19 protein-coding genes, 1 pseudogene and 1 riboswitch are annotated in these 20,724 nt (G+C 56.6%); of the genes and pseudogenes, 8 read left to right on the top strand and 12 right to left on the bottom strand.

From position 1 onward, the window contains the following. Window position 1: 1 nt before the first annotated feature. A complete protein-coding gene (locus D4100_RS01270) occupies window positions 2–1,120 on the top strand; it encodes an HlyD family secretion protein (RefSeq protein WP_119802670.1) in 1,119 nt (372 codons plus the stop codon). Further along, a complete protein-coding gene (locus D4100_RS01265) occupies window positions 1,113–2,699 on the top strand; it encodes a DHA2 family efflux MFS transporter permease subunit (RefSeq protein ID WP_119802668.1) in 1,587 nt (528 codons plus the stop codon). The genes D4100_RS01270 and D4100_RS01265 overlap by 8 nt, the downstream gene beginning before the upstream one ends. A 3-nt stretch (window positions 2,700–2,702) precedes the next feature. Here D4100_RS01265 and D4100_RS01260 read toward each other — a convergent pair whose 3' ends face one another. The 9 genes from D4100_RS01260 to D4100_RS01225 all read right to left on the bottom strand — a co-directional run bounded on the left by D4100_RS01260 (window position 2,703) and on the right by D4100_RS01225 (window position 10,590). After that, entirely contained in the window at window positions 2,703–3,470 is a 768-nt protein-coding gene (locus D4100_RS01260; protein WP_006319678.1) for an AraC family transcriptional regulator, read from the bottom strand. Between the two features lie 103 nt (window positions 3,471–3,573). Next, the gene (locus D4100_RS01255; protein WP_119804087.1) at window positions 3,574–4,950 is read right to left on the bottom strand and encodes a cation diffusion facilitator family transporter; all 1,377 of its coding nucleotides are present in this window, start codon (window positions 4,948–4,950) and stop codon (window positions 3,574–3,576) included. Between the two features lie 26 nt (window positions 4,951–4,976). Continuing rightward, window positions 4,977–5,156 carry a hypothetical protein gene (locus D4100_RS01250; RefSeq protein WP_006319676.1) on the bottom strand — a complete coding sequence of 60 codons (180 nt, stop codon included), beginning with the start codon at window positions 5,154–5,156 and terminating at the stop codon, window positions 4,977–4,979. 112 nt (window positions 5,157–5,268) lie between these two features. Further along, window positions 5,269–5,352, bottom strand: a complete 84-nt coding sequence (gene mgtS / locus D4100_RS25535) for a protein MgtS (RefSeq protein WP_420876395.1) — start codon at window positions 5,350–5,352, stop codon at window positions 5,269–5,271. Window positions 5,353–5,504: 152 nt separating this feature from the next. Continuing rightward, a complete protein-coding gene (gene mgtE / locus D4100_RS01245) occupies window positions 5,505–6,527 on the bottom strand; it encodes a magnesium transporter (protein ID WP_006319674.1) in 1,023 nt (340 codons plus the stop codon). Between the two features lie 72 nt (window positions 6,528–6,599). Then, a riboswitch (M-box (ykoK) riboswitch) is annotated at window positions 6,600–6,773 on the bottom strand. Window positions 6,774–7,037: 264 nt separating this feature from the next. Continuing rightward, the gene (locus D4100_RS01240) at window positions 7,038–7,535 is read right to left on the bottom strand and encodes a nuclear transport factor 2 family protein (RefSeq protein WP_244941623.1); all 498 of its coding nucleotides are present in this window, start codon (window positions 7,533–7,535) and stop codon (window positions 7,038–7,040) included. Window positions 7,536–7,709: 174 nt separating this feature from the next. Then, window positions 7,710–8,729, bottom strand: a complete 1,020-nt coding sequence (locus tag D4100_RS01235) for an alpha/beta hydrolase (RefSeq protein WP_006319672.1) — start codon at window positions 8,727–8,729, stop codon at window positions 7,710–7,712. Between the two features lie 190 nt (window positions 8,730–8,919). Further along, window positions 8,920–9,303 (bottom strand): nuclear transport factor 2 family protein, encoded by a 384-nt coding sequence (locus tag D4100_RS01230; protein ID WP_006319671.1) that lies wholly within the window; start codon window positions 9,301–9,303, stop codon window positions 8,920–8,922. A 183-nt stretch (window positions 9,304–9,486) separates the two neighbouring features. Then, window positions 9,487–10,590 (bottom strand): alkene reductase, encoded by a 1,104-nt coding sequence (locus D4100_RS01225; RefSeq protein WP_119802666.1) that lies wholly within the window; start codon window positions 10,588–10,590, stop codon window positions 9,487–9,489. A gap of 102 nt (window positions 10,591–10,692) precedes the next feature. Here D4100_RS01225 and D4100_RS01220 point away from each other — a divergent pair, with 102 nt between their 5' ends. Continuing rightward, window positions 10,693–11,664: a LysR family transcriptional regulator gene (locus tag D4100_RS01220; RefSeq protein ID WP_006319669.1), complete on the top strand. Its 972-nt coding sequence runs from the start codon at window positions 10,693–10,695 to the stop codon at window positions 11,662–11,664. A 130-nt stretch (window positions 11,665–11,794) separates the two neighbouring features. Here D4100_RS01220 and D4100_RS25860 read toward each other — a convergent pair. Both D4100_RS25860 and D4100_RS01210 read right to left on the bottom strand, forming a co-directional pair. Continuing rightward, window positions 11,795–11,989: pseudogene (locus D4100_RS25860) on the bottom strand (oligopeptide ABC transporter substrate-binding protein OppA); the annotation flags it as partial. A 70-nt stretch (window positions 11,990–12,059) separates the two neighbouring features. Beyond that, complete coding sequence (locus D4100_RS01210) at window positions 12,060–12,455, bottom strand: VOC family protein (RefSeq protein ID WP_119802664.1); 396 nt, start codon at window positions 12,453–12,455, stop codon at window positions 12,060–12,062. 121 nt (window positions 12,456–12,576) lie between these two features. Here D4100_RS01210 and D4100_RS01205 point away from each other — a divergent pair, with 121 nt between their 5' ends. The 5 genes from D4100_RS01205 to fusA all read left to right on the top strand — a co-directional run bounded on the left by D4100_RS01205 (window position 12,577) and on the right by fusA (window position 19,678). Next, window positions 12,577–13,479, top strand: coding sequence for a LysR substrate-binding domain-containing protein (locus D4100_RS01205; RefSeq protein WP_119802662.1), 903 nt, complete (start codon window positions 12,577–12,579; stop codon window positions 13,477–13,479). Window positions 13,480–13,711: 232 nt separating this feature from the next. Then, entirely contained in the window at window positions 13,712–14,728 is a 1,017-nt protein-coding gene (locus tag D4100_RS01200; RefSeq protein WP_119802660.1) for an iron ABC transporter substrate-binding protein, read from the top strand. A gap of 25 nt (window positions 14,729–14,753) precedes the next feature. Further along, window positions 14,754–16,337 (top strand): ABC transporter permease, encoded by a 1,584-nt coding sequence (locus tag D4100_RS01195; RefSeq protein WP_119802658.1) that lies wholly within the window; start codon window positions 14,754–14,756, stop codon window positions 16,335–16,337. Next, on the top strand, window positions 16,334–17,371 hold the full coding sequence (locus D4100_RS01190; RefSeq protein WP_119802656.1) for an ABC transporter ATP-binding protein: 1,038 nt from the start codon (window positions 16,334–16,336) through the stop codon (window positions 17,369–17,371). The genes D4100_RS01195 and D4100_RS01190 overlap by 4 nt, the downstream gene beginning before the upstream one ends. 201 nt (window positions 17,372–17,572) lie before the next feature. Further along, window positions 17,573–19,678: an elongation factor G gene (fusA, locus tag D4100_RS01185; protein WP_119802654.1), complete on the top strand. Its 2,106-nt coding sequence runs from the start codon at window positions 17,573–17,575 to the stop codon at window positions 19,676–19,678. A 33-nt stretch (window positions 19,679–19,711) separates the two neighbouring features. Here the strand turns inward: fusA and D4100_RS01180 are convergent, their stop codons facing one another. Beyond that, complete coding sequence (locus tag D4100_RS01180) at window positions 19,712–20,677, bottom strand: DMT family transporter (protein WP_119802652.1); 966 nt, start codon at window positions 20,675–20,677, stop codon at window positions 19,712–19,714. Window positions 20,678–20,724: the final 47 nt, after the last annotated feature.

Below are 20,724 nucleotides of genomic sequence, written 5' to 3'. Positions count from 1 at the left end.
AATGACCGAAAATACTTCGCCTGCTAAAACGCCGGTTTTTGCTGCCCGACGCGCAAAACCACGGCCCCGAACTCTGGCCGGCATCCTGTTGGTTACCCTGTTGGTGTTGGCCTGGGGAATTTACTGGTGGACTACTGGCCGCTGGATGATCGAGACCGATGACGCCTATGCGCGCGCCGACATTGTCACGCTGGCCCCCCGCATCAACGGCTATCTGGTCGCCGTGGAGGTGCAGGACAATCAACAGGTAAAAGCCGGCCAGGTACTGGCCCGAATCGATTCCCGCGATTATCGGGCCAAGGTTGAGCTGGCCGAAGCCGCAGTCGCGGCGGCGATTGCCGAAAATGACGTGAAACAGGCGCGTATCGCCAATCTGGCCGCTCGTCAGCAGCAGCAGACAAGCCTGATTGCAGAAGCTCAAGCCGCCGTCCGCGCCGCCGTCGCAGAATCAAATCGCTCGGCCCTGGAGGACCAGCGCCAGCATCGCCTGGCGCGCCAAAACATCAGCAGCGCCCAACAGGTAGAATCGGCTGACGCGGATGCCCGTAAAACCGCCGCACAGCTGGCGCAGGCGGAGGCGCGGCTCGCCGGCCAGCAGCAGGCGCTGTCCGTACTCGCCAGCAGCCAACAGGCTACCGAAGCCGAGCGGGACAAGGCGAAAGCCATGCAGACGCAAGCGCAGGCCATGCTGGCAATCGCACGCATTAATCTGGCGAGCACCCGGATTGCCAGTCCGATCGACGGCACTGTGGGTGAGCATGCTTTGCGGGCCGGCCAATATGTCGAGACGGGTTCGCCGCTGCTTGCCGTGGTTCCCGGCAATACTTACGTGATTGCCAACTTTAAGGAAACGCAAATTGACCCAATGCAGGTTGGCCAACCTGCCGAGGTACGGGTAGATGCGTTTGATGGGCAGGTTTTCAAGGGCAAGATCGAAAGCTTTTCCCCTGCCTCCGGGGCGCAATTTGCGCTGCTTCCCCCGGATAACGCCACCGGAAACTTTACCAAAATCGTCCAACGGATGCCGGTGCGAATTCGCCTTGATGCCGGCCAGCCAAGGGTTGAACAGGTTCGCCCCGGAATGTCGGTGATGGTGACGGTGGACACCCGCCATGAGTAGCCGTATCTCGACCCAGACCACGGTCATGCCCAATACAGACAAGATCTCGTTACGCACCTGGGTGGCCGTATTGGGCAGTGTCGTCGGCTGTTTCATGGCGGGCATGAATGTACACGTCACCAACGCTTCATTACCCGACGTGCGGGGTTCGCTGGGTGCCACCTTTGAAGAAGGATCATGGATCACCACCGCCTATCTGGTGGCCGAGATCATCATCATCCCGATAACCGGTTGGTTAGTCTCGATATTTTCCATGCGCCGCGTGCTGATGGTCGGAACCTCTGGATTTGTGCTCTTCTCCATGGCCTGCTCGCTGGCCCCCAATATTCAGACCATGATCCTCGCCCGTGCGCTGCAGGGCGCGTTTGGCGGCGTGCTGATCCCCTTGTCGTTTCAGCTAATCGTCGGCGAATTGCCCTCTCACAAGCATTCTCTCGGCATGGCGCTGTTTGCGGTAGCTAACAATGTTGCGCAGGCGGCAGGCCCTTCACTGGGCGGTTGGTTAACCGATGCCTACTCATGGCGCTGGATATTTTATCTGCAAGTCCCCCCTGGGATAGTGCTGCTGGCCGCCATTGGCTGGTCGGTCAAACCGCAGCCCATGAGGCTTGAGAAACTCAAACAGGGTGACTGGTGGGGAATTATCACCATGGCGATTGGCCTTTCCTCTCTGCAAATCATGCTGGAGGAAGGCGGACGAGAGGACTGGTTTGCTTCGTCCTTTATCGTCAATTGCACCTTGCTGGCCGTGTTGGGGATTGCCGGTTTTATTTATGCGGAGCTTAAGAGCAAGACGCCGTTTATTAATTTACGCTTACTGGGCCGCTATAATTTCGGCCTCGCCAGTCTGATGCAGTTTTGCTTCGGCGCGGTGGTGTTTGGCGTGGTGTTCCTGGTGCCCAACTATTTCGCCGAAGTGCACGGATACAACGCCAGCCAGATCGGGGCAATGATGATCCCTTACGGCATTATTCAATTTATCATGTCGTTCGCTACGCCTCGACTGATGCGCTGGACCAGCGCCCGCACCGCGATCGTGGCCGGATTCTTGATTACCGGCCTCGGTTGCCTGATGAACATTCACCTCAATCCCGATGCGGCTTATAACGTCATTGTTCCTTCGCTGATCGTGCGCGGCATCGGGCAATCGTTAGTGGTGGTGGCGTTGGGGGTGATGGCAATTCAAGGGCTGGAAAAGGATCAAGTGGGATCGGCATCGGGGCTTTTTTCGATGGTGCGCAACATCGGCGGGGCTATCGGTATCGCCCTTTCCAGCCAGATCGTGGTTGAGCGTGAAAAACTGCATGCGCAGCGCATTGGCGAATCTGTTACCTCTTTTGCTCAGGCGACGCAGGAACGGCTGGTCGAGACAGTCAGAATGCTCTCGCACGGCCATCTCGATCACGCCGCGGCCCTGTATGGCGCGGGGGCGGCAAGGTTGCGCCTGCAGGCTTTGGGGTTGATTGATCAGATCCTGCATCGTGATGCCCTGCTGCTGGCCTACAGCGACGCTTTTTACCTTGCCGGGCTGGCAATGCTGGCCTGCGTGCTGGCAGGGTTCTTTTTGCGAAAAAACTGAGCGCTAACGATAAAACTCGGAAGGCCGCAATCCAAACTGGCGTTTAAAGGCGGCGGCAAAGGCGCTTTGGCTTTCGTAACCGTGCTGCAGCGCCACCTGCACAATCGGCATGCCTTGAGCCAGGCATTCGAGTGACAAAAGCAGGCGCGCCTGCTGCCGCCAACGCCCAAAGGTGATGCCGGTTTGCCGCTGAAACTGACGATGGAACGTCTTGGCGCTCATCGCTAAATCAGCGGCCCAGTCATCGGCGGCACGGTTATCGGCGGGATCTTCGGACAGTGTCTGGCAAACGCGCAGTATCCGCGCATCCAGTGGCCAGGGAAGATTAAAGGGCAGTACGGGCAAAGAACATAGCTCATCGAGGATAAAACGCATCAAACGGCCGTCGCGGCTTTCCAGATCGTAATGGCCCGTGACTTTGGTCGCGGCAAGGATCAACTCACGCAGCAAAGGTGAAATCTCGATTACGCAGTCTGCGTCGGGCAATCCGGGAATAGCATCCTGATTGACGAAAATACTGCGCATTCGCGCCACACCGCGCATACGCACGGTGTGACTGACGCCCGCTATCAGCCACACGCCCCGGCTCGGCGGGACGACCCAACGGCCTACATCCGTTTCAATGACCAACACCCCTTCCACCGCATAAACCAGCTGCGAACGCCGATGGCTGTGCGCGGGGATCACGTGACCGTTGGAGTAATCGACGGCAACGCCGGTGACGGGCATCGCGATGGAATCATGATAGTGATCGGAAGCAAACTCGGCCATCGCTCGTCCTCGGGTTTCAAACAGCAATACCAACTTGTTGGTTTACCGATATTTTATCTTGTTTGGGCCTTTATTGTCATCCCACTGTCGCAGCGATGCAGGCTCACAAAGCGGGCTTGATCGGTTCCACGTGCCCTATCGCCCGCGAAATGGTGGGATAACTCGCCCGCAGTTGGCGTTCTATACAGTCCACCGCGTCGTGAGCCGCCACAATGGACGCGGCCGGCGACACCCGGCAATGGAAATTGACGATAATGCCCTCTGCCGTTTTGCGCGCCCGAATGTTATGCACGTCCTGCACCATCTCCCCCTTTTCCACCGCAGTTCGCAGGATCTGGCGAATGTTGGCCAGTTCATCCGGCTCTACGTCCTTACTGGCCACCCAATGGTGCATTTGCGGTTCAAGGTGAGTTTCGATTTCCGTATCTTCGCCGATGGCCTGGCGCAGCAGGTTTTCAATCTCGCTGGCGATATCGTGCGCCTGCGCCACGCTGGCGCTGGCCGGCACCGCCAGATCCATGCTGATCGACATGCGTTCCGGCAATTGCTGCAACGCCACATTTTGCACCACCGCGCCGTGATTGGCGGCGATCACCCGGATGCGGGTCGCCATGTCTTCATCGCTGCGGGTTTGCGGGTTGGCAATCACCGTGGCTTCGGCATGGGCATACTGCCGCTCCAGACGCTCGGCGATGGACTGCTTCAGCGCGTTGATGCGCTCCAGCGGCAAAGTGCGGCAGACCGCGACGGTCACCTCAATAAACAGGGCCGCACCGGCGTTGCGAATGCGGATATTTTCGGTGGCCAGTATCGCCGGAAAATTATCCAGTAACACGCCGATCTCCTCTTTGGCACCGAAGGGGGCGGTGTCCATCAGCGAATCGAACGAACGTTTGCCCAGCTTCACGGCTGCGACCACGATAAAGCAGGCCACGATCAACGCTGCGATCGCATCTGCGCGGCCGAACCCCAACAACACAAATACCATCCCCAGCAGCACCACGGCGGAAGACAACATGTCGGAGAAGAAGTGCAGCGCATCGGCTTCCAGCGCCGCGCTGTCGGTGGCCTTCGCCACGCGATTCAGCGCCTTGACGCGGAAATAGTCGACCACAATCGAGATCAACAGTACCGCAATCACCACCGGCGCGGCGACAATCTCATGCGCCTGCCCCAGCAGGCTGGTGCCGGCCTCGTAAACAATCCAGCCCGCCGCGCCCAACAGCAGCAGCACTTCAAACAACGCCGCCAGATTTTCGACCTTGCCGTGCCCAAAGTGGTGGTCCTCATCGGCCGGTTTGTCGCTGATACGCACTGCCAGCCAGGTAATGCTGGTGGCGACAAAATCGGTGAAAGAGTGGATCCCTTCGGAAATAAGACCAATGCTGCCGGTAAAAATGCCTGCAGTAAATTTCCCGGTTGCCAATAGCCCGCTGGCTATCATCGAGTTTCTGGCAACGGACTGTTTTTCATTTTGCATAATACGGCTCATATTCGAAGGGGAATTTATTTTTTCATTTTCGCAGACAATTGCCAGACAAAAGCAACCAGCAGCATACTACCCGAGAATGCCAGCATTAAACTAGCCAGGAATTCTGATTTTCCGGTTGAATAAAAATAAATCTCATTAACACCCGCAGAGATCATTAAAATGGCATACAACAGGCCAAGAATAAAAATAATCATTATCGTTTCACTCGTTAAAACCGCAGGCGGCGGTCAGAGTTTTATCGGTATCCTCCCCGTCGTAAATAAAGCACTTCGGGGAGGATGCATTCAGGCGGTTCTTCGGCGTTCATTAATCATCCCATTTGGTGCTCATATAGGCGGCTAACAGGCCCAGTGAGCTGATGATGCTCAGGAATCCTACAAAAACAGTCATGTTTCCCATTGTTATTTCCTCGGTTAAGGGTTATCGATAAAAACCTCTTTAATTAAAAAGTGGGTTAAATAATTATTCATTGCTATTAACGCGCCTCCTTATTGGGTGAGATTAAATATCCGCTCCGGCCGCGACACGAAGCGGATTTCGGTTTAAATATGCAGAATGTGCTGGGCAATTTTGAAATAGATAATCAGGCCGGTACCATCGATAAAGGTGGCGATAAATGGCGCAGACACCACCGCCGGATCTATCCCCACTCTTTTCAGCAGCATAGGGATAATCGAGGACACAATCGCGCTCCAGACGGTTATCGCCACCAGCGACAGGCTGACGACCATCGTCACGTCCATGCCCACCCCCATGATCCAGGCGCGAACCCAGGCGGCGACACCGATAGTGGCGGCGATCAGCAGTGAGGTAGACACCTCTTTGCGGATCACCGCGCCCAGGTTACGCAGGCTGACTTCACCCAGCGCCATGGCGCGTACCAGTGTGGAGGTGATCTGCGTACCGCTGTTACCGCCGGTGCCAATCAGCAGCGGGATGAAAAACGCCAGGGCGATCGCCGCTTCCAGCTGGTCTTCAAACGCCTTCAGTACGTTGCCGGTGTAGGCTTCGGCGACGAACAGCATCAGCAACCAAACCGAACGTTTGCGCCACAGCGCCCAGGGGCTGGTTTCCAGATAGGGCTTGTCCAGCGGCAGACTGGCGCCCTGTCGTTGCGCATCCTCGGTATTTTCATCCTCAATCAGCCGGGCGATTTCTTTTTCCCCCAATACCCCAACCAGGGTTTTATTCACCACCACCGGCACCACGTCCAGCCCGCCCTTGCCCAATAAATGGGCAACGTCATTGCGATCGTCGTCGGGCGATACCTGGAAATAGCTGTGATTGATCATTACCCCAACGGCTTTATCATCGTCCTCGCACTGCAACAATTTTTTAACCGACAGTGTGCCGCGCAATTGATAATCGTCGGCGGTGACAAACAGCTGGGTTGGAATTTCGTCCGTTTTAAGCTGTGAAAGAAAATATTCCTTGGCTTTATTTACCGTCATATTACCGGGAACGGTAATGAAATTGGCGTTCATATAGCCGGCTACCGAAGACTCGTCAAGAGTTTCAGTGTGGGCCGGCGCCGGGGATGAGTAATTTTGATGTGACTTCATCATGTTAGTCCCTATTTCTGTTTAAACTTCAACAGCGAATCGCATAGGGGCGTTAACCACAGAGGGAGTGCAGACAGCCTATCTCCGCGTCCAGGTTTTAGCACTATACAACGTATCTGATGTATTTATCAGAAGTTACCTTGGGCTAAACCTTAATCCGATAAAGCCTGTCTTAACCTTGGGCATCTCTCGATGTCGTCAGATCAGTAACCTGTGTTTGTATAGGAGCCTCGCCAAACGAGATACTGCATATAAACTACGGGGGGCATTATAGAGGCGTTTTTTTGGCGGCGGGGGTAAATCCGGCTCGCCGTTTATGGAACATTTAGAAAAAACCATTTTAACCACAAAGATAATAAAAATGGGGCAGGAAAATCCCACCCTATTATTACGATGTCAATGAGCGATAATATAGGCGTTCTTGTCGTACAATGGCCCCTGCCGGGTAAAGTCGATGCCTTTCACATAGGGTATTTTAGATGTCCTTGTGAATTGAGCGTGCTGACTGAGGATTTAATGATTTGGATGTGTGTAGTAAATCTTGCTAACCACAGTCCATTTACCTTCGACCTTCAGCAGATGGAAGAAGTCGGTGAAGGAGATGCCGGACATGTCGTTGGCGTCGATCCGAGCGCTAGCCGCCGTACCAACGATTTCGATGCGGGCGATAACCGCCTGTGCGTTAGGAGATGGTCGGAAATCCTTGTCGATCCCATCGAACAGGCTTTGAATCGGGCCACCGACCAGATTGCCATCGGCGCCGACGCTGTACATCGTCGCATTTTTGCTGAATGCGGGTTTCATGATGCTGCTCTTGGCCTGCTTGCAGCCCTCGATGTACTTGTTCAGCACTTCGGCGATGGCTTGATATTCTTGTACATAGGTAGGCTTGCTCATGGTTTTTACTACTGATATGTGTTGGTCGCGCGATAGTCGTTCTGCTTGGGCCGTCGCACTCAAGTCCGTAATCATTACGCCGAAAAATAACGCCTTGAGAATAGTTGTTTTCATTTGGTTGCTCCTAACCAAGGGTTTGACGTACTCATTAATCCTCAGCTGCAAAAAAACGCAGCAGACATCGCGAGAAACTTTCTGCCGCTATAGCCTCGCAATGAAATGAGTGGCGTATTTTCTGTCATTAATGCCGCAGCTTTGCCGTGACCTTTGGGTTCCTTGGTTTTGAAATTACTGGCTCAGGTTATTCTTGAGCTCCTGAGATGCCTGCGCGATCGCACTGCGGGGCGCAGGCAGGTGGCTGAACGCGTTCGACAACCCAAAATCGTGAATCATGCCGTTGTAGCGCACCGACTTCACATGCACACCCGCCGCGTCGAGCTTGCGGCCGTAAGCTTCGGCTTCATCGCGCAGGACATCGAATTCGGCAGTCTGGATCAGCGTCGGTGGCAACCCCTTCAACTGCTCGGTCGTCGCCTGCAGCGGCGAAGTGTAAATATGCTTGCGTGCCTCGGCGTCGGTTGTGTAATTGTCCCAGAACCACACCATCAAGTCCTTCGTCAGGAAATAGCCGTTGGCAAACTCCGTGTACGACGGCGTGTCGAAATTTGCATCCGTCACCGGGCACAGCAAAACTTGCGAACGCAGTGCAGGTGAGCCCTTCTCGTTCGCCATCAAGGCAACTGCGGCAGCCAAGTTGCCGCCTGCGCTGTTGCCAGCCACTGAGAGGCGATTGCCGTCGACGTTGATCTCTTCGCCATGCTCGGCCACCCATTTTGTCGCGGCATAGGCTTGCTCGATGGCGACGCCGTATCCCACCTCAGGCGACAGGCTGTAGTTGACGAAAACCGCCACCGTACCAGAGCCCACCACCAGGTCACGCACTAGTCGTTCGTGGGTCGGGAAGTCGCCCAGCACCCAGCCACCGCCGTGGAAGAACATGAACGCAGGCAGGGTCTTCTGTTGGCTGCCGACCGGGCGGACGATGGTCAGTTTCAGGTCGCTGTCATTGATACGAATCGTCTTCTCGCTGACTTCAGCTGCCGGCAAGGCCATGCTAGAGGCAGCTTGGGCAGCCACCAACGTGGCGCGGGCATCGGTCGGCGTCATGCTGTCGAGCGTCGGGCCGCCTTCAAGAGATTGCAAGAATTTCGCAATGTTGTGTTCGACGCCGGGTCGGTCGGCTGCAGAAGCGTTACCAGGCGACAGGGGCACGACGGAAAGGGCGAAAGCGGAGGTAAGAGTTTTCATGATGTTTCCTTTTTATTGCCTTAGTGTGTGTAATTAAATTGCGGCCTGTTTTATTACTATGTTGCGCCTTCGGTCAGGCGGTCGAAGACAGCGTATTCCAAGCGGTATGCCGGACTCACAGTTGCAGCGCCGCCAGGCCGCAAAGAAAAAAACGACAGACAGGGCTGGAAGCTTCATCTGCCGCGTGTGCTCAAGGCGCGACGTGGGTGTGGAATATTTTGCTGACGACTGTCCACTTGCCATCGACTTTCAGCAGATGGAAGAAGTCGGTGAAGGAGATGCCGGACATGTCGTTGGCGTCGATCCGAGCGCTAGCCGCCGTACCGACGATCTCGATGCGCACTATTGCTGCCGGGGCATCAGGAGATGGGCGGAAACCTTTGTCGATCCCATCGAACAGAATTGGAATCGCGCCGCCGGCCAGCTTACCGTCACCATCGACGCTAAACATCGTTGCTTGCTCACTGAAGGCTGGCTTCATGATGCTGCTTTTGGCCTGTTTGCAGCCCTCAATGTACTGGTTCAACACCTCGTTGATGGCTTGGTATTCGTGCACGTAAGTAGGATTGCTCATGTTAGTACTCCTGATGATTAATTCGAGTCGAGGTAAAAAACCTGCCACTTTTGGCTGGCATAGAGATCACCCCCAGCCCCCTCCGCAGCGGCATCCACTGCTGGGGCCCAAGACCCCAACTTTTGAAGCTTGGTTTTGCAATGGCCGAGCCACCAGCCGGCCTTTTATTAGTTGCCAGTAGGCTTACTCGGCTAGCGCAGGCCAATCGGTGTAACCTTTTGCACCGTTGCCGTAATAGGTTTCGCGTGGCGCGATGGCAAGTTCAGCGTCATTTTGCAAACGATGCACCAAATCTGGATTGGCAATGAACGGACGGCCAAATGCCACTGCATCAACCTTGCCTTCAGCGCGACGAGTAACGGCCAGTTCAAGGTCGTAATTGTTGTTGCCTATGTAGGGTCCTTTGAAACGCGCACGTAATGCATCGAGATCTACGTTTTCAGGCACGACGCGCGACGTAGCTGTTGCGCCCTCGACAAAATGCATATAAGCGAGCTGGAAGCGATTCAGTTGCTCAATCAGATAGCCATAGGTTTGCATTACCTGGCTATCCAAAGGCGTGTTGCCCGCATCTGGCGTCACGGGAGAGAGACGAATACCAACGCGGTCATGACCCCATACCTCGACGACTGCGGCGGTTACTTCCAACGTGAGTCGTGCACGATTCTCAATCGAACCACCATATTGGTCGGTTCGCTGATTGGTAGAATCGCGCAGGAACTGATCGAGCAAATAGCTATTGGCAGAGTGCACTTCAACACCATCAAAGCCGGCACGTTTTGCGCATGCGGCGGCGTGTCGGTATTGCTCGATGATGCCTGGAAGCTCGGATATTTCCAGTGCTCGCGGCATGGAGACATCCATCATTCCGATTTCGGTGTAGGTCTGCCCTTCTGCCCTAATCGCGGATGGCGCTACCGGCGCCATGCCATCGGGCTGCAGGTCCACATGCGAGAAGCGTCCCACATGCCACAGTTGGCAAACAATAAGACCACCAGCGGCATGCACCGCATCTGTTACCAGTTTCCAGCCTGCTACTTGCTCTTCAGTCCAGATACCTGGCGTCAATGCATACCCCCGCGCCTGCGCGGAAATATTGGTCGCTTCACTAATGATCAGACCGGCGCTGGCACGCTGTGCGTAGTAACGAGCGTGCATTTCGTTGGGTACGCCATCTGGCCCCATGCGGCTACGCGTTAACGAGGCCATGACAATACGGTTAGCCAGAGATAAGGCTCCTAAAGTCATTGGAATGAAAAGATCCGTTGATGGGTTGTTGAGTGTCATTGTGATTCCTAGTGATAACTGTTATGCCGGATGAAACTCCTTGCTGTATTAACTATGGAGATCAATGATAATGACGTAAATAGTCATAGGTGTGGATACAGTATGAGCAAAAAAGTCATAATGCAGGGCCCGACCCGCGCTGAGGGCATAGAGGGTTCGCTTCCTTTACCGCCGGTGCATCTTCCCGGTCTTTTGACTTTCGAGGCTGCAGCTAGACATTTGAACTTCGCTCGCGCCGCCGCAGAAATCGGCGTCACGCCAACTGCGGTATCACGCACTATCAAAAGTGTGGAAGCGCAACTCAATGTGCGCCTATTCAATCGCACAACACGCAGTGTCAGCCTGACCGAGGCCGGCGCGTCATTGAACGCAGCATTAGCACCTGCGCTTGCTTTGATCAGAGACTCCTTGTCACAAGCCTTGCTCGCGACCGATCAACCATCTGGCACAGTGCGCCTCAACTCTTCGTACGTTGCCTACCGCATCTTGATCGAACCGCATTTAACCGCCTTCATTGAAAAATTCCCGCTGATTAATGTTGAAGTATCACTGGATAACCAACTTAGCGATATCGTTAATGCCGGTTTCGATATCGGCATACGCATGGGGAAAAGAGTGCAAAACGACATGGTCGCAGTACAGTTGGGAGCGGCACAAAAAAGAATTGTGGTGGCTGCGCCGGATTACTTCAGTAAGCGGGCTGAGCCACAGACGCTGGAGCAACTGTTGAAACAAAACTGCATTCGCCAGCGGTATTCAGTTAGCGGAAGATTCTTTGAGTGGGAGTTTGATGATGGGAGGCACAGGGTTCAAATCGATGTTCAAGGGCGTTTTATATTTGACGAGATGAGATCCGTTCTAGATGCGGCAATACAAGGCCAAGGAATCGGTTTCGTTTTCGAGGACTTTGCGAAGCAAGAATTAGAAAACGGCACGCTTAGTCAGATATTGAAGCAGCACAGCGGCGCGGACGATGCGTTTCATCTTTACTACCCGCATCGTAAACACATGCCAGGCAAGCTGCGTGCGTTTGTTGATTTCATGCGTAGTGCTAATAAGGTGGAGAAGTTTTGATTTAACTTTCCCAATGCAGCATGTTCAGAAACATTGAGTAACCAGCACAAATGAAGTGAGAACAAGAACAAAAGGCAAGATTACTCATTTGTATAACGCTGTGAGTTCAATCGATGGATGCAACACACGGGTTAAGCACCGTATGGGTGTTGTCCCAATACTGGGTGTTACGCCCCACCATCACTTTTTCGTTAACCCCCCACTACGTTAACCGGAAAGCGCCGTTACTAACGAAATTCTGCGGCTGCGTCCAGTTTCTGCCGTATTTTTCTACCGCCTTGCGGTTCACCGGCAACACCGGAAAATGCACCAACTGCTTGATAACTCATAACCAAAAGACGTGATGAATTTCTTTCATTATCAAATAAATACCCGCCATGATGGCAGGCATGGGCTTACAGCGGCTGGAACAGCGTCAGTTGCAATCCGGCCGGCGCTTCCAGCCGATTATTGATCGAATTGAAGGGCGTAACCCGTGGCTCGGACAGCACCTGCGCGCCGCCCTGCACCAGACTGGTCGTGGTCGCGGCAATATCGGTCACCTCAAATGCCACCCTGACCCAACCGGAGACGCGCTCTCCCACTTCGATCTGGTCGATATAGGCGGCGGTGGAAGGTTCCACCAGCTCAAGCGTGGCCTTGCCCGCCTCGAGGATCGCTACCCTGCCGCTGTCTGGCGGCACCGCATCGACCTGGGTCAACCCCAGCCGATCGCGGTAGAAAGCCAGGGCGTTATCAAAATCTTCGGTGGTGATCACCAGACGAAGCTGTTTTACCGATGATGCGGACATGGTTATCTCCTGGTTATTTGGCTGAGTAATTTTCATCTGCTAACCTGCATACAGAAAATAACCTGCCACCATTCGGCAATTCAAAGTCATAGTTCTCAGCCAAAGATGAAAATAACTCATCATGAAAAGAAAACTGCCGCCCCTGGGGGCATTACGGGCTTTTGACGCGGTCGCCAGACTGCAGAGTTTTAAACTGGCCGCTGAAGAAATTGGCGTTTCGCCGACGGCCATCAGCCACCAAATTCGGCTGCTGGAAAGCCTGCTGGGCGTCAGCGTATTTGAAAGAACGCCGCGCAAGGTGGCATTGACCGATGACGGCAAGATCCTGCAACAGGCCAGCGCTCGGGCGTTCAACCTGCTGCAGGCGGCGGTGGAAAATATCGGTGAACGCCATCGGCCGGCGGTGTTGACGTTATCTGCCACCACGGCGCTGATCACCCACTGGCTGGTGCCGCGTTTGCCGGCGCTGATGCAGCAGTTTCCCGCCCTCGACCTGCGGTTGCACGCCGATGACCGCATTGTGGATTTGCGCAGCAAACAGATTGATGTGGCGATCCGCTACGGCAACAAGCCGGATGAGCTGCTGTCGCCGCGATTGCTGCAACGGGACCGCTTCGTGCTGGTCGTCAGCCCGCAGTTGAATGTCGCTTCAATCTCGGATCTGTCGCAGACCACGCTGATACACATCGATGGCCGCCAGGTGCCGCAACCGCCCCCAGACTGGCCGCGTTGGCGCAGCGAGTTTGGCCCGACGGCGCTGGCGGTCGATACCGGCCCGCGCTTTACCGACGAGGCCCACGCCATTCAGGCGGCAATCGCCGGCCAGGGGGCGGTTATCGCCAGCCAACTGATGGTGCAGCATGCGCTGGAGAGTGGCCTGCTGATGGCACCGTTCGGGTACTCGCTGCCGGGCGCTGCGCATTATTTTGTCAGCAACCCCGACGGCAATCACGGCCACGCGGTAGCGCAACTGGCAGACTGGTTTGAGAGTGAGATGACGGATCCTGAGAAGGCGAGCGCGTGAGGGGATATTGTCAACTGCATGAATTCTGTCGACATTAGACAATCAGCTCAGAGTATTCAGGCTGAAGCTTAATTTTTCCTTAGGAAGAGTTAATTAATGAGCGGATTCAAAAAATAATTTAATACGAATCGTTTTCACTATCATTATTAATGTTCTTGGCTACAATCGGGCCTGCTTGCGCTCGCCAGGCGATATTCGCTTTTCTTCTTCGACCTCTAAAAAGGATAACAGTATGAAGCTGCGTCTTTCTTCTCTGGGCCCCGTTGCCCTGCTCGCCTCATCGATGATGCTGGCGTTTTCCGTTAATGCGGCCCCTGCCGATGACGGCATCGTTATTTATAACGCCCAGCACGAAAACCTGGTGAAATCCTGGGTAGACGGCTTCACCAAGGACACCGGCATCAAAGTCACCCTGCGTAACGGCGGTGACAGCGAGTTGGGCAACCAATTGGTGCAGGAAGGCAGCGCGTCCCCCGCCGACGTTTTTCTGACGGAGAACTCCCCGGCGATGGTGTTGGTGGACAACGCCAAGCTGTTTGCCCCACTGGATGCAGCGACACTGGCGCAGGTCGAACCGCAGTACCGCCCACAGCATGGCCGCTGGATCGGCATCGCCGCCCGCTCAACCGTATTCGTCTACAACCCGGCGAAACTGACCGAAGCGCAATTGCCTAAATCGCTGCTGGATCTGGCCAAGCCGGAATGGAAAGGCCGTTGGGCCGCTTCGCCGTCTGGCGCAGATTTCCAGGCGATCGTCAGCGCGCTGCTGGAGCTGAAAGGCGAAAAAGCCACGCTGGAATGGCTGAAAGCGATGAAAACCAACTTCACCGCTTATAAGGGCAACAGCACGGTGATGAAAGCGGTCAATGCCGGCCAAATCGACAGCGGCGTGATCTATCACTATTATCCGTTCGTCGACGGTGCCAAGACCGGCGAAAACAGCAAAAACGTCAAACTCTATTACTTCAAACACCAGGATCCGGGCGCGTTCGTCAGCACCTCCGGCGGCGGCGTGCTGGCATCCAGCAAGCACCAGCAGCAGGCTCAGGCCTTCGTGAAGTGGATCACCGGCAAAAACGGCCAGGACATTCTGCGTACCAATAACGCCTTCGAATATGCGGTAGGCGTGAACGCGGCTTCCAATCCTAAGCTGGTGCCGCTGAAAGAACTGGACGCGCCGCAAATCGACGCTTCACAGCTGAACGGTAAAAAAGTGGTTGAACTGATGACCGAGGCCGGGCTGCTGTAAGCCGGTTTTAGAGAGCTTTTACCCTATGTCGAATATTGGCCTCAACGCCAGCGGCGCCACGACGCGTTACACCACCACCCGGCGGCACCAGCGGCCGGGGCTGTTTATCGTGGCGGCCGCCCTTTTACTCTCCCTGTTGGCCCTGTTGCCGCTGGGGTTTGTCGTCAGCGTGGCGTTTGAAACCGGCTGGCAAACGGTAAAAGCTCTGGTATTCCGCCCCCGGGTGGCAGAACTGTTGCTTAATACCCTGTTACTGGTGGTATTCACGCTGCCAATTTGTGCCATTCTGGGGGTCACGCTGGCCTGGCTGACGGAGCGCACCACGCTGCCGGGCCGCCGCATCTGGTCGCTGCTGGCCACTGCGCCGCTGGCGGTTCCGGCATTCGTGCAAAGCTATGCCTGGATCAGCCTGGTGCCTTCGATGCATGGGCTGGGAGCCGGGATCTTTATTTCAGTCATTGCCTACTTCCCGTTTATTTACCTGCCGGCCGCAGCGGTGCTGCGCCGCCTGGATCCCGGCATTGAAGACGTAGCGACTTCGCTCGGTACCCGGCCGTTGGCGGTGTTTTTCCGCGTGGTGTTACCGCAGCTCAAACTGGCGACCTGGGGCGGCTCACTCCTGATCGCGCTGCATCTGCTGGCGGAGTACGGCCTGTACGCGATGATCCGTTTTGACACCTTCACCACCGCCATTTTCGATCAGTTCCAGTCCACCTTTAACGGCCCGGCAGCCAATATGCTGGCCGGGGTGCTGGTACTGTGCTGCCTGGGTTTACTGCTGCTGGAGGCCGCCAGCCGCGGCCGTGCTCGCTATGCCCGCGTCGGCTCCGGCAGTGCCCGCAGCCAAACGCCCTATCGCCTGGGCCCGGCGGTAACCCTGCTGGCCCTGTTACTGCCATTGAGCCTTACCGCGCTGGCATTGGGCGTGCCCTTTATCACCCTGACCCGTTGGCTGACTCTGGGCGGAATCGAGGTCTGGCGCAATGCCGAGTTACTGCCTGCGTTGCTGCAAACGCTGTCGCTGGCCGCCAGCGGCGCACTGCTGATCACGCTGTGCGCCATTCCGATGGCCTGGCTGTCGGTTCGTTATCCGGCGCGGCTGTATCGCCTGCTGGAAGGCTGCAATTACGTCACCAGTTCGCTGCCCGGCATCGTGGTGGCGCTGGCGTTGGTGACCATTACCATTCACGGTTTCCGGCCGATTTATCAGACTGAAATCACGCTGCTGCTGGCCTATTTGTTGATGTTTATGCCCCGGGCGTTGATCAACCTGCGCGCCGGCATTGCCCAGGCACCGGTGGAGCTGGAAAACGTGGCGCGCAGCCTTGGCCGCTCGCCGGCGCAGGCCTTGTGGAGTACCACTTTGCGGCTGGCCGCACCCGGCGCGGCTGCCGGTGCCGCCCTGGTGTTTATGGCGATAACCAATGAGCTGACCGCAACGCTGCTGCTGGCGCCGAACGGAACCCGCACGCTGGCGACTGGCTTCTGGGCGCTGACCAGCGAGATCGACTACGTGGCGGCCGCCCCTTACGCACTGATTATGGTGGCGTTATCGTTGCCATTGACCTGGCTTCTTTATTCTCAATCTAAACGCACGGCGGGATTATGAGTACGCTTCAACTGCAGGGTATCGGTAAGTCCTATAATTCGGTCAAGGTCCTGGAACACGTGGATTTGCAGGTGGCACAGGGCAGCCGCACCGCGATTGTCGGCCCTTCCGGCTCGGGAAAAACCACCTTGCTGCGCATTATCGCCGGCTTTGAAATACCGGACAGCGGTCAGGTCATCTTGCAGGGCCTGCCTATGGCCAACGGCAGCGGTTGGGTACCGGCGCACCTGCGCGGCATTGGCTTTGTACCGCAGGACGGCGCGCTGTTTCCGCACTTTACCGTGGCCGGGAATATCGGTTTCGGCCTGAAGGGCAGCAAGCGCGACAAGCAGCAGCGAGTTGATGCGCTGATGGACATGGTGGCGCTGGATCGGCGGCTGGGCGCACTGTGGCCGCATGAGCTTTCCGGCGGGCAACAGCAGCGGGTGGCGCTGGCGCGCGCGCTGTCTCAGCAACCCAAGCTGATGCTGTTGGACGAGCCCTTCTCCGCCCTGGATACCGGCCTGCGCGCCGCCACCCGCAAAGCGGTGGCGGAACTGCTGGCGGAAGCCAGGGTGGCGTCAATTCTGGTGACCCACGATCAGACGGAAGCGTTGTCGTTTGCCGATCAGGTCGCCGTCATGCGCAATGGCCGGCTGGCACAGGTCGGCCCGCCGCAGGATCTCTATCTGCGGCCGGTAGATGAGCCGACCGCCACTTTCCTGGGGGAAACCTTGGTGCTTTCGGCCAAACTTGAACAAGGCTGGGCCGATTGCGTGCTGGGGCGGATTGCGGTGGACGATCGCCACCGCCAAGGGCCTGCCCGCATCATGCTGCGTCCGGAACAAATCCAAATCAGCCTGTCCGAACCGGCGCAGCAGGGCCAGGCGGTGGTCACCAGCATCGACTTCGCCGGTTTTGTCTCGACCCTAAACCTGCGAATGAGCGGCAGCGACGCCGCTATCGAAATAAAAACCGTCAGTCGCGAAGGTATCCGCGCTGGTTCTCACGTCAGCCTGAACATTATCGGGCAGGCGCATATCTTTGCCGGGTAACCTTCCGGGGCGGCTCGCCGTCCCGAACATTCAGGCTCCACCTATCGCAGCCATTGCTTAGTAAATCCCCCTTCATCAACTACGATTATTCTGTGACCGGTTCATTCAGTTGAAGGTCCAGAAGGTAACCCATTGAGGATTATCATAATTATTCATGCTATTTAAGCCGCCCTTCTTTAACGCGGCTAAGAAAGGTTAATTATGGCACGTACTACCCCTATCGAACGCTACCGCAATATCGGCATCTCGGCGCACATTGATGCCGGCAAAACCACCACTACCGAGCGGATTCTGTTTTACACCGGGGTCAGTCACAAGCTGGGTGAAGTGCACGACGGTGCGGCCACCATGGACTGGATGGCGCAGGAACAAGAGCGCGGCATCACCATTACCTCGGCGGCGACCACCTGCTTCTGGAACGGCATGCAGCATAATTATCCGCAGCACCGCATCAATATTATCGATACCCCGGGGCACGTTGACTTTACCATCGAGGTCGAGCGCTCAATGCGCGTGCTGGACGGCGCGGTCATGGTCTATGACTCGGTGGGCGGCGTGCAGCCACAGTCTGAAACCGTCTGGCGGCAAGCCAATAAATACAAGGTGCCGCGGCTGGCGTTCGTCAACAAGATGGACCGCGTCGGAGCCGACTTCTTCCGCGTGCGCAAAATGATGATCGAACGTTTGAAAGCCAATCCGGTGCCGATCGTCATCCCGATTGGCGCCGAAGAACACTTCACCGGCGTAGTGGATTTGGTGCGCATGAAGGCCATCCTGTGGGACGAAGCTTCGCAGGGCATGAGTTTCAGCTTTGAAGAGATCCCGGCCGAGCTGCGCGATTCCGCACAAGAATGGCGGGATAAAATGATCGAAGCTGCCGCCGAAGGCTCGGAAGAGCTGATGGACAAATACCTCAACCAGCAACCGCTGAGCGAAGAAGAGATTGTTCGCGGCCTGCGCCTGCGCACTATAGCCGGTGAGATCCAGCCGATGCTGTGCGGCTCGGCCTTCCGCAACAAGGGCGTGCAGCGCATGCTCGACGCGGTGATCGAACTGATGCCCTCGCCGCTTGACGTGCCGCCGATGGAAGGCCATGACGAGCACGACAATATCATCATCCGCCGGGCCGCCGACGACGAAAAATTCTCGGCGCTGGCGTTCAAGCTGATGACCGATCCCTTCGTGGGCCAACTGACCTTCGTGCGGGTGTATTCCGGCGTGCTGGCCAAGGGCAACAGCGTTTATAACCCGATCAAAGACAAGAAAGAGCGCATTGGCCGCATCGTGCAGATGCACGCCAACGACCGCAAAGAGGTCGAAGAACTGCACGCCGGCGATATCGCCGCCTGCGTGGGGCTGAAAGACGTCACCACCGGCGACACCCTGTGCGATCCTGGCGCCATTATCACGCTGGAGAAAATGGTGTTCCCGGAACCGGTGATTGCGCAGGCGATTGAACCGAAAACCAAAGCCGACCAGGAAAAAATGGGCATCGCGCTGCAGCGCCTCACCTCCGAGGATCCGTCGTTCCGCGTACGCACCGATGAAGACTCCGGTCAGACCATTATTTACGGCATGGGCGAGCTGCACCTGGAAATTATCGTCGACCGCATGCGCCGTGAATTTGGCGTCGCCACCACCACCGGTAAACCGCAGGTGTCTTACCGCGAAACCATCCGCAAACGCGTGGTCGACGTGGAGGGTAAATTTGTGCGGCAGTCCGGCGGCAAAGGCCAATATGGCCACGTGGTGTTAACGGTGGAACCGAACGAACCGGGCAAAGGCTTCGAGTTCTTCGATGAAATCAAAGGCGGCGTGATCCCGGGCGAATATATTCCTGCGGTGAAAAAAGGCGTGCTGGAGGCGCTGAATAACGGCGTGCTGGCCGGCTATCAGATGGTTGACGTCAAGGTGCATCTGACCTTCGGCTCATACCATGACGTCGACTCCTCTGAACAAGCCTTCCGTATGGCGGCGATCTTTGGTTTTAGAGACGCCTGCCGTGAGGCTGACCCGGTGATCCTGGAGCCGATCATGGCGGTAGAAGTGGAAACGCCGGAAGACTATGCCGGCAGCGTGATGGGCGACCTGTCGTCGCGGCGCGGTCTGGTGCAAGGCATGGAGGATATCCCCGGTGGCGGCGGCAAGGAGATCCGCGCCAAGGTGCCGCTGTCCGAGATGTTTGGTTACTCAACCACCCTGCGCTCGATGTCCCAGGGCCGCGCGACTTACACCATGGAGTTCAGCCACTACGCCGAAGCGCCGCGCAACGTGGCCGAAGAGATCATTCACCACAGTAAACGTTAAGGGGTTCACTGCCTGCCGCCTTCGCGGCAGGCGTCACTCTTTCTCTGCCAACTGCACTACTACCGGCTGCGGCTTGATACGCATCGCATACACCACCCCGATCATCAGGCAGGCGATGCCGCACAGCGTCAACAGCGGCGGCCACGTTTGGCGCAGCATGAAGGTGTAGACCAGCCCCGCCAGAATTTCGAAGACGATCAGCGGCCCCACCAACACCGTCGGCAAGCGCTGGCTCGCCTCATTCCAGCACAGCGCGCCAATCCACGAACACAGCATGCCGATGGCAATCATCAACGGGACAAACACGTCCGGCCTTGGCCCAAACGGCAGCGCGAATCCCGGCTGAGTGAAAGCCAACTGGCCGCAAACCAACAGGTAACCCGCCAACGCCAGCGGCAAGGTGACTACCCCCTGCGCCGTCGCCCAGGTGGCTGGCCTTTGGTCCGGATTTTCCCGCAGCCAGCGGGCATTGCGCAGCGGGAACCAGGTCCAGCAGGCCACCGCCAACAACGCCAGCCCCAGGCCGCTGATATAGCGCCAGAGATCGAGCGGTGCCGTATTGCCCTTCAGTTCGGCGACGTTGACGAATGCCAGCCCGCAGGCGATCAACACCAGCGCCGGCGTTAACTTCCGCCAGGAAAGCCGCCCGTCATGCCGGCTGTAGAACAGGTTGGCAGTGACCGAAATCACCACCGGCAGCGTGCCGATAATCATGGTGGAAACCGGCGCCCCGGTGCGTTGAATGGCGCTGGCCAGGCACAGGTAATACAGCAGGTTGCCGATCGCCGTCAGTTTGAGCGCTTCAAGCCAGTCTTTACGCTGCAGCTTTCGCAACCGGCGGCGATCGAGCCACGCCAACGGCAAGGCGATCAGGCCGAAGGCCAGGTAGCGCCCGGTGGATTGTAACGCCGCAGGATATTCGGGGATCAATACCGGGCCGACAAAAATCAGCCCCCACATCAGCCCGGCCGAGAGGGCAAATAACACGCCAACAAACATAATGACTCCATCAACCCGTGAATACATTTCAGGGGCAGCGTAGCGCA

Source organism: Serratia inhibens (genome assembly GCF_003591175.1).
Taxonomy (GTDB): Bacteria; Pseudomonadota; Gammaproteobacteria; order Enterobacterales; family Enterobacteriaceae; genus Serratia; species Serratia inhibens.
Note: the sequence above shows the minus strand (reverse complement) of the source record. Positions and strands in the feature narration are given on the sequence as shown.

Excerpts from the sequence above, each read along its gene's own strand:
- D4100_RS01270 (WP_119802670.1), top strand. The coding sequence starts at position 2 with ATGACCGAAAATACTTCGCCTGCTAAAACGCCGGTTTTTGCTGCCCGA.
- D4100_RS01265 (WP_119802668.1), top strand. The coding sequence starts at position 1,113 with ATGAGTAGCCGTATCTCGACCCAGACCACGGTCATGCCCAATACAGAC.
- D4100_RS01260 (WP_006319678.1), bottom strand. The coding sequence starts at position 3,470 with ATGGCCGAGTTTGCTTCCGATCACTATCATGATTCCATCGCGATGCCC.
- D4100_RS01255 (WP_119804087.1), bottom strand. The coding sequence starts at position 4,950 with ATGCAAAATGAAAAACAGTCCGTTGCCAGAAACTCGATGATAGCCAGC.
- D4100_RS01250 (WP_006319676.1), bottom strand. The coding sequence starts at position 5,156 with ATGATTATTTTTATTCTTGGCCTGTTGTATGCCATTTTAATGATCTCT.
- mgtS (WP_420876395.1), bottom strand. The coding sequence starts at position 5,352 with ATGACTGTTTTTGTAGGATTCCTGAGCATCATCAGCTCACTGGGCCTG.
- mgtE (WP_006319674.1), bottom strand. The coding sequence starts at position 6,527 with ATGATGAAGTCACATCAAAATTACTCATCCCCGGCGCCGGCCCACACT.
- D4100_RS01240 (WP_244941623.1), bottom strand. The coding sequence starts at position 7,535 with ATGAAAACAACTATTCTCAAGGCGTTATTTTTCGGCGTAATGATTACG.
- D4100_RS01235 (WP_006319672.1), bottom strand. The coding sequence starts at position 8,729 with ATGAAAACTCTTACCTCCGCTTTCGCCCTTTCCGTCGTGCCCCTGTCG.
- D4100_RS01230 (WP_006319671.1), bottom strand. The coding sequence starts at position 9,303 with ATGAGCAATCCTACTTACGTGCACGAATACCAAGCCATCAACGAGGTG.
- D4100_RS01225 (WP_119802666.1), bottom strand. The coding sequence starts at position 10,590 with ATGACACTCAACAACCCATCAACGGATCTTTTCATTCCAATGACTTTA.
- D4100_RS01220 (WP_006319669.1), top strand. The coding sequence starts at position 10,693 with ATGAGCAAAAAAGTCATAATGCAGGGCCCGACCCGCGCTGAGGGCATA.
- D4100_RS01210 (WP_119802664.1), bottom strand. The coding sequence starts at position 12,455 with ATGTCCGCATCATCGGTAAAACAGCTTCGTCTGGTGATCACCACCGAA.
- D4100_RS01205 (WP_119802662.1), top strand. The coding sequence starts at position 12,577 with ATGAAAAGAAAACTGCCGCCCCTGGGGGCATTACGGGCTTTTGACGCG.
- D4100_RS01200 (WP_119802660.1), top strand. The coding sequence starts at position 13,712 with ATGAAGCTGCGTCTTTCTTCTCTGGGCCCCGTTGCCCTGCTCGCCTCA.
- D4100_RS01195 (WP_119802658.1), top strand. The coding sequence starts at position 14,754 with ATGTCGAATATTGGCCTCAACGCCAGCGGCGCCACGACGCGTTACACC.
- D4100_RS01190 (WP_119802656.1), top strand. The coding sequence starts at position 16,334 with ATGAGTACGCTTCAACTGCAGGGTATCGGTAAGTCCTATAATTCGGTC.
- fusA (WP_119802654.1), top strand. The coding sequence starts at position 17,573 with ATGGCACGTACTACCCCTATCGAACGCTACCGCAATATCGGCATCTCG.
- D4100_RS01180 (WP_119802652.1), bottom strand. The coding sequence starts at position 20,677 with ATGTTTGTTGGCGTGTTATTTGCCCTCTCGGCCGGGCTGATGTGGGGG.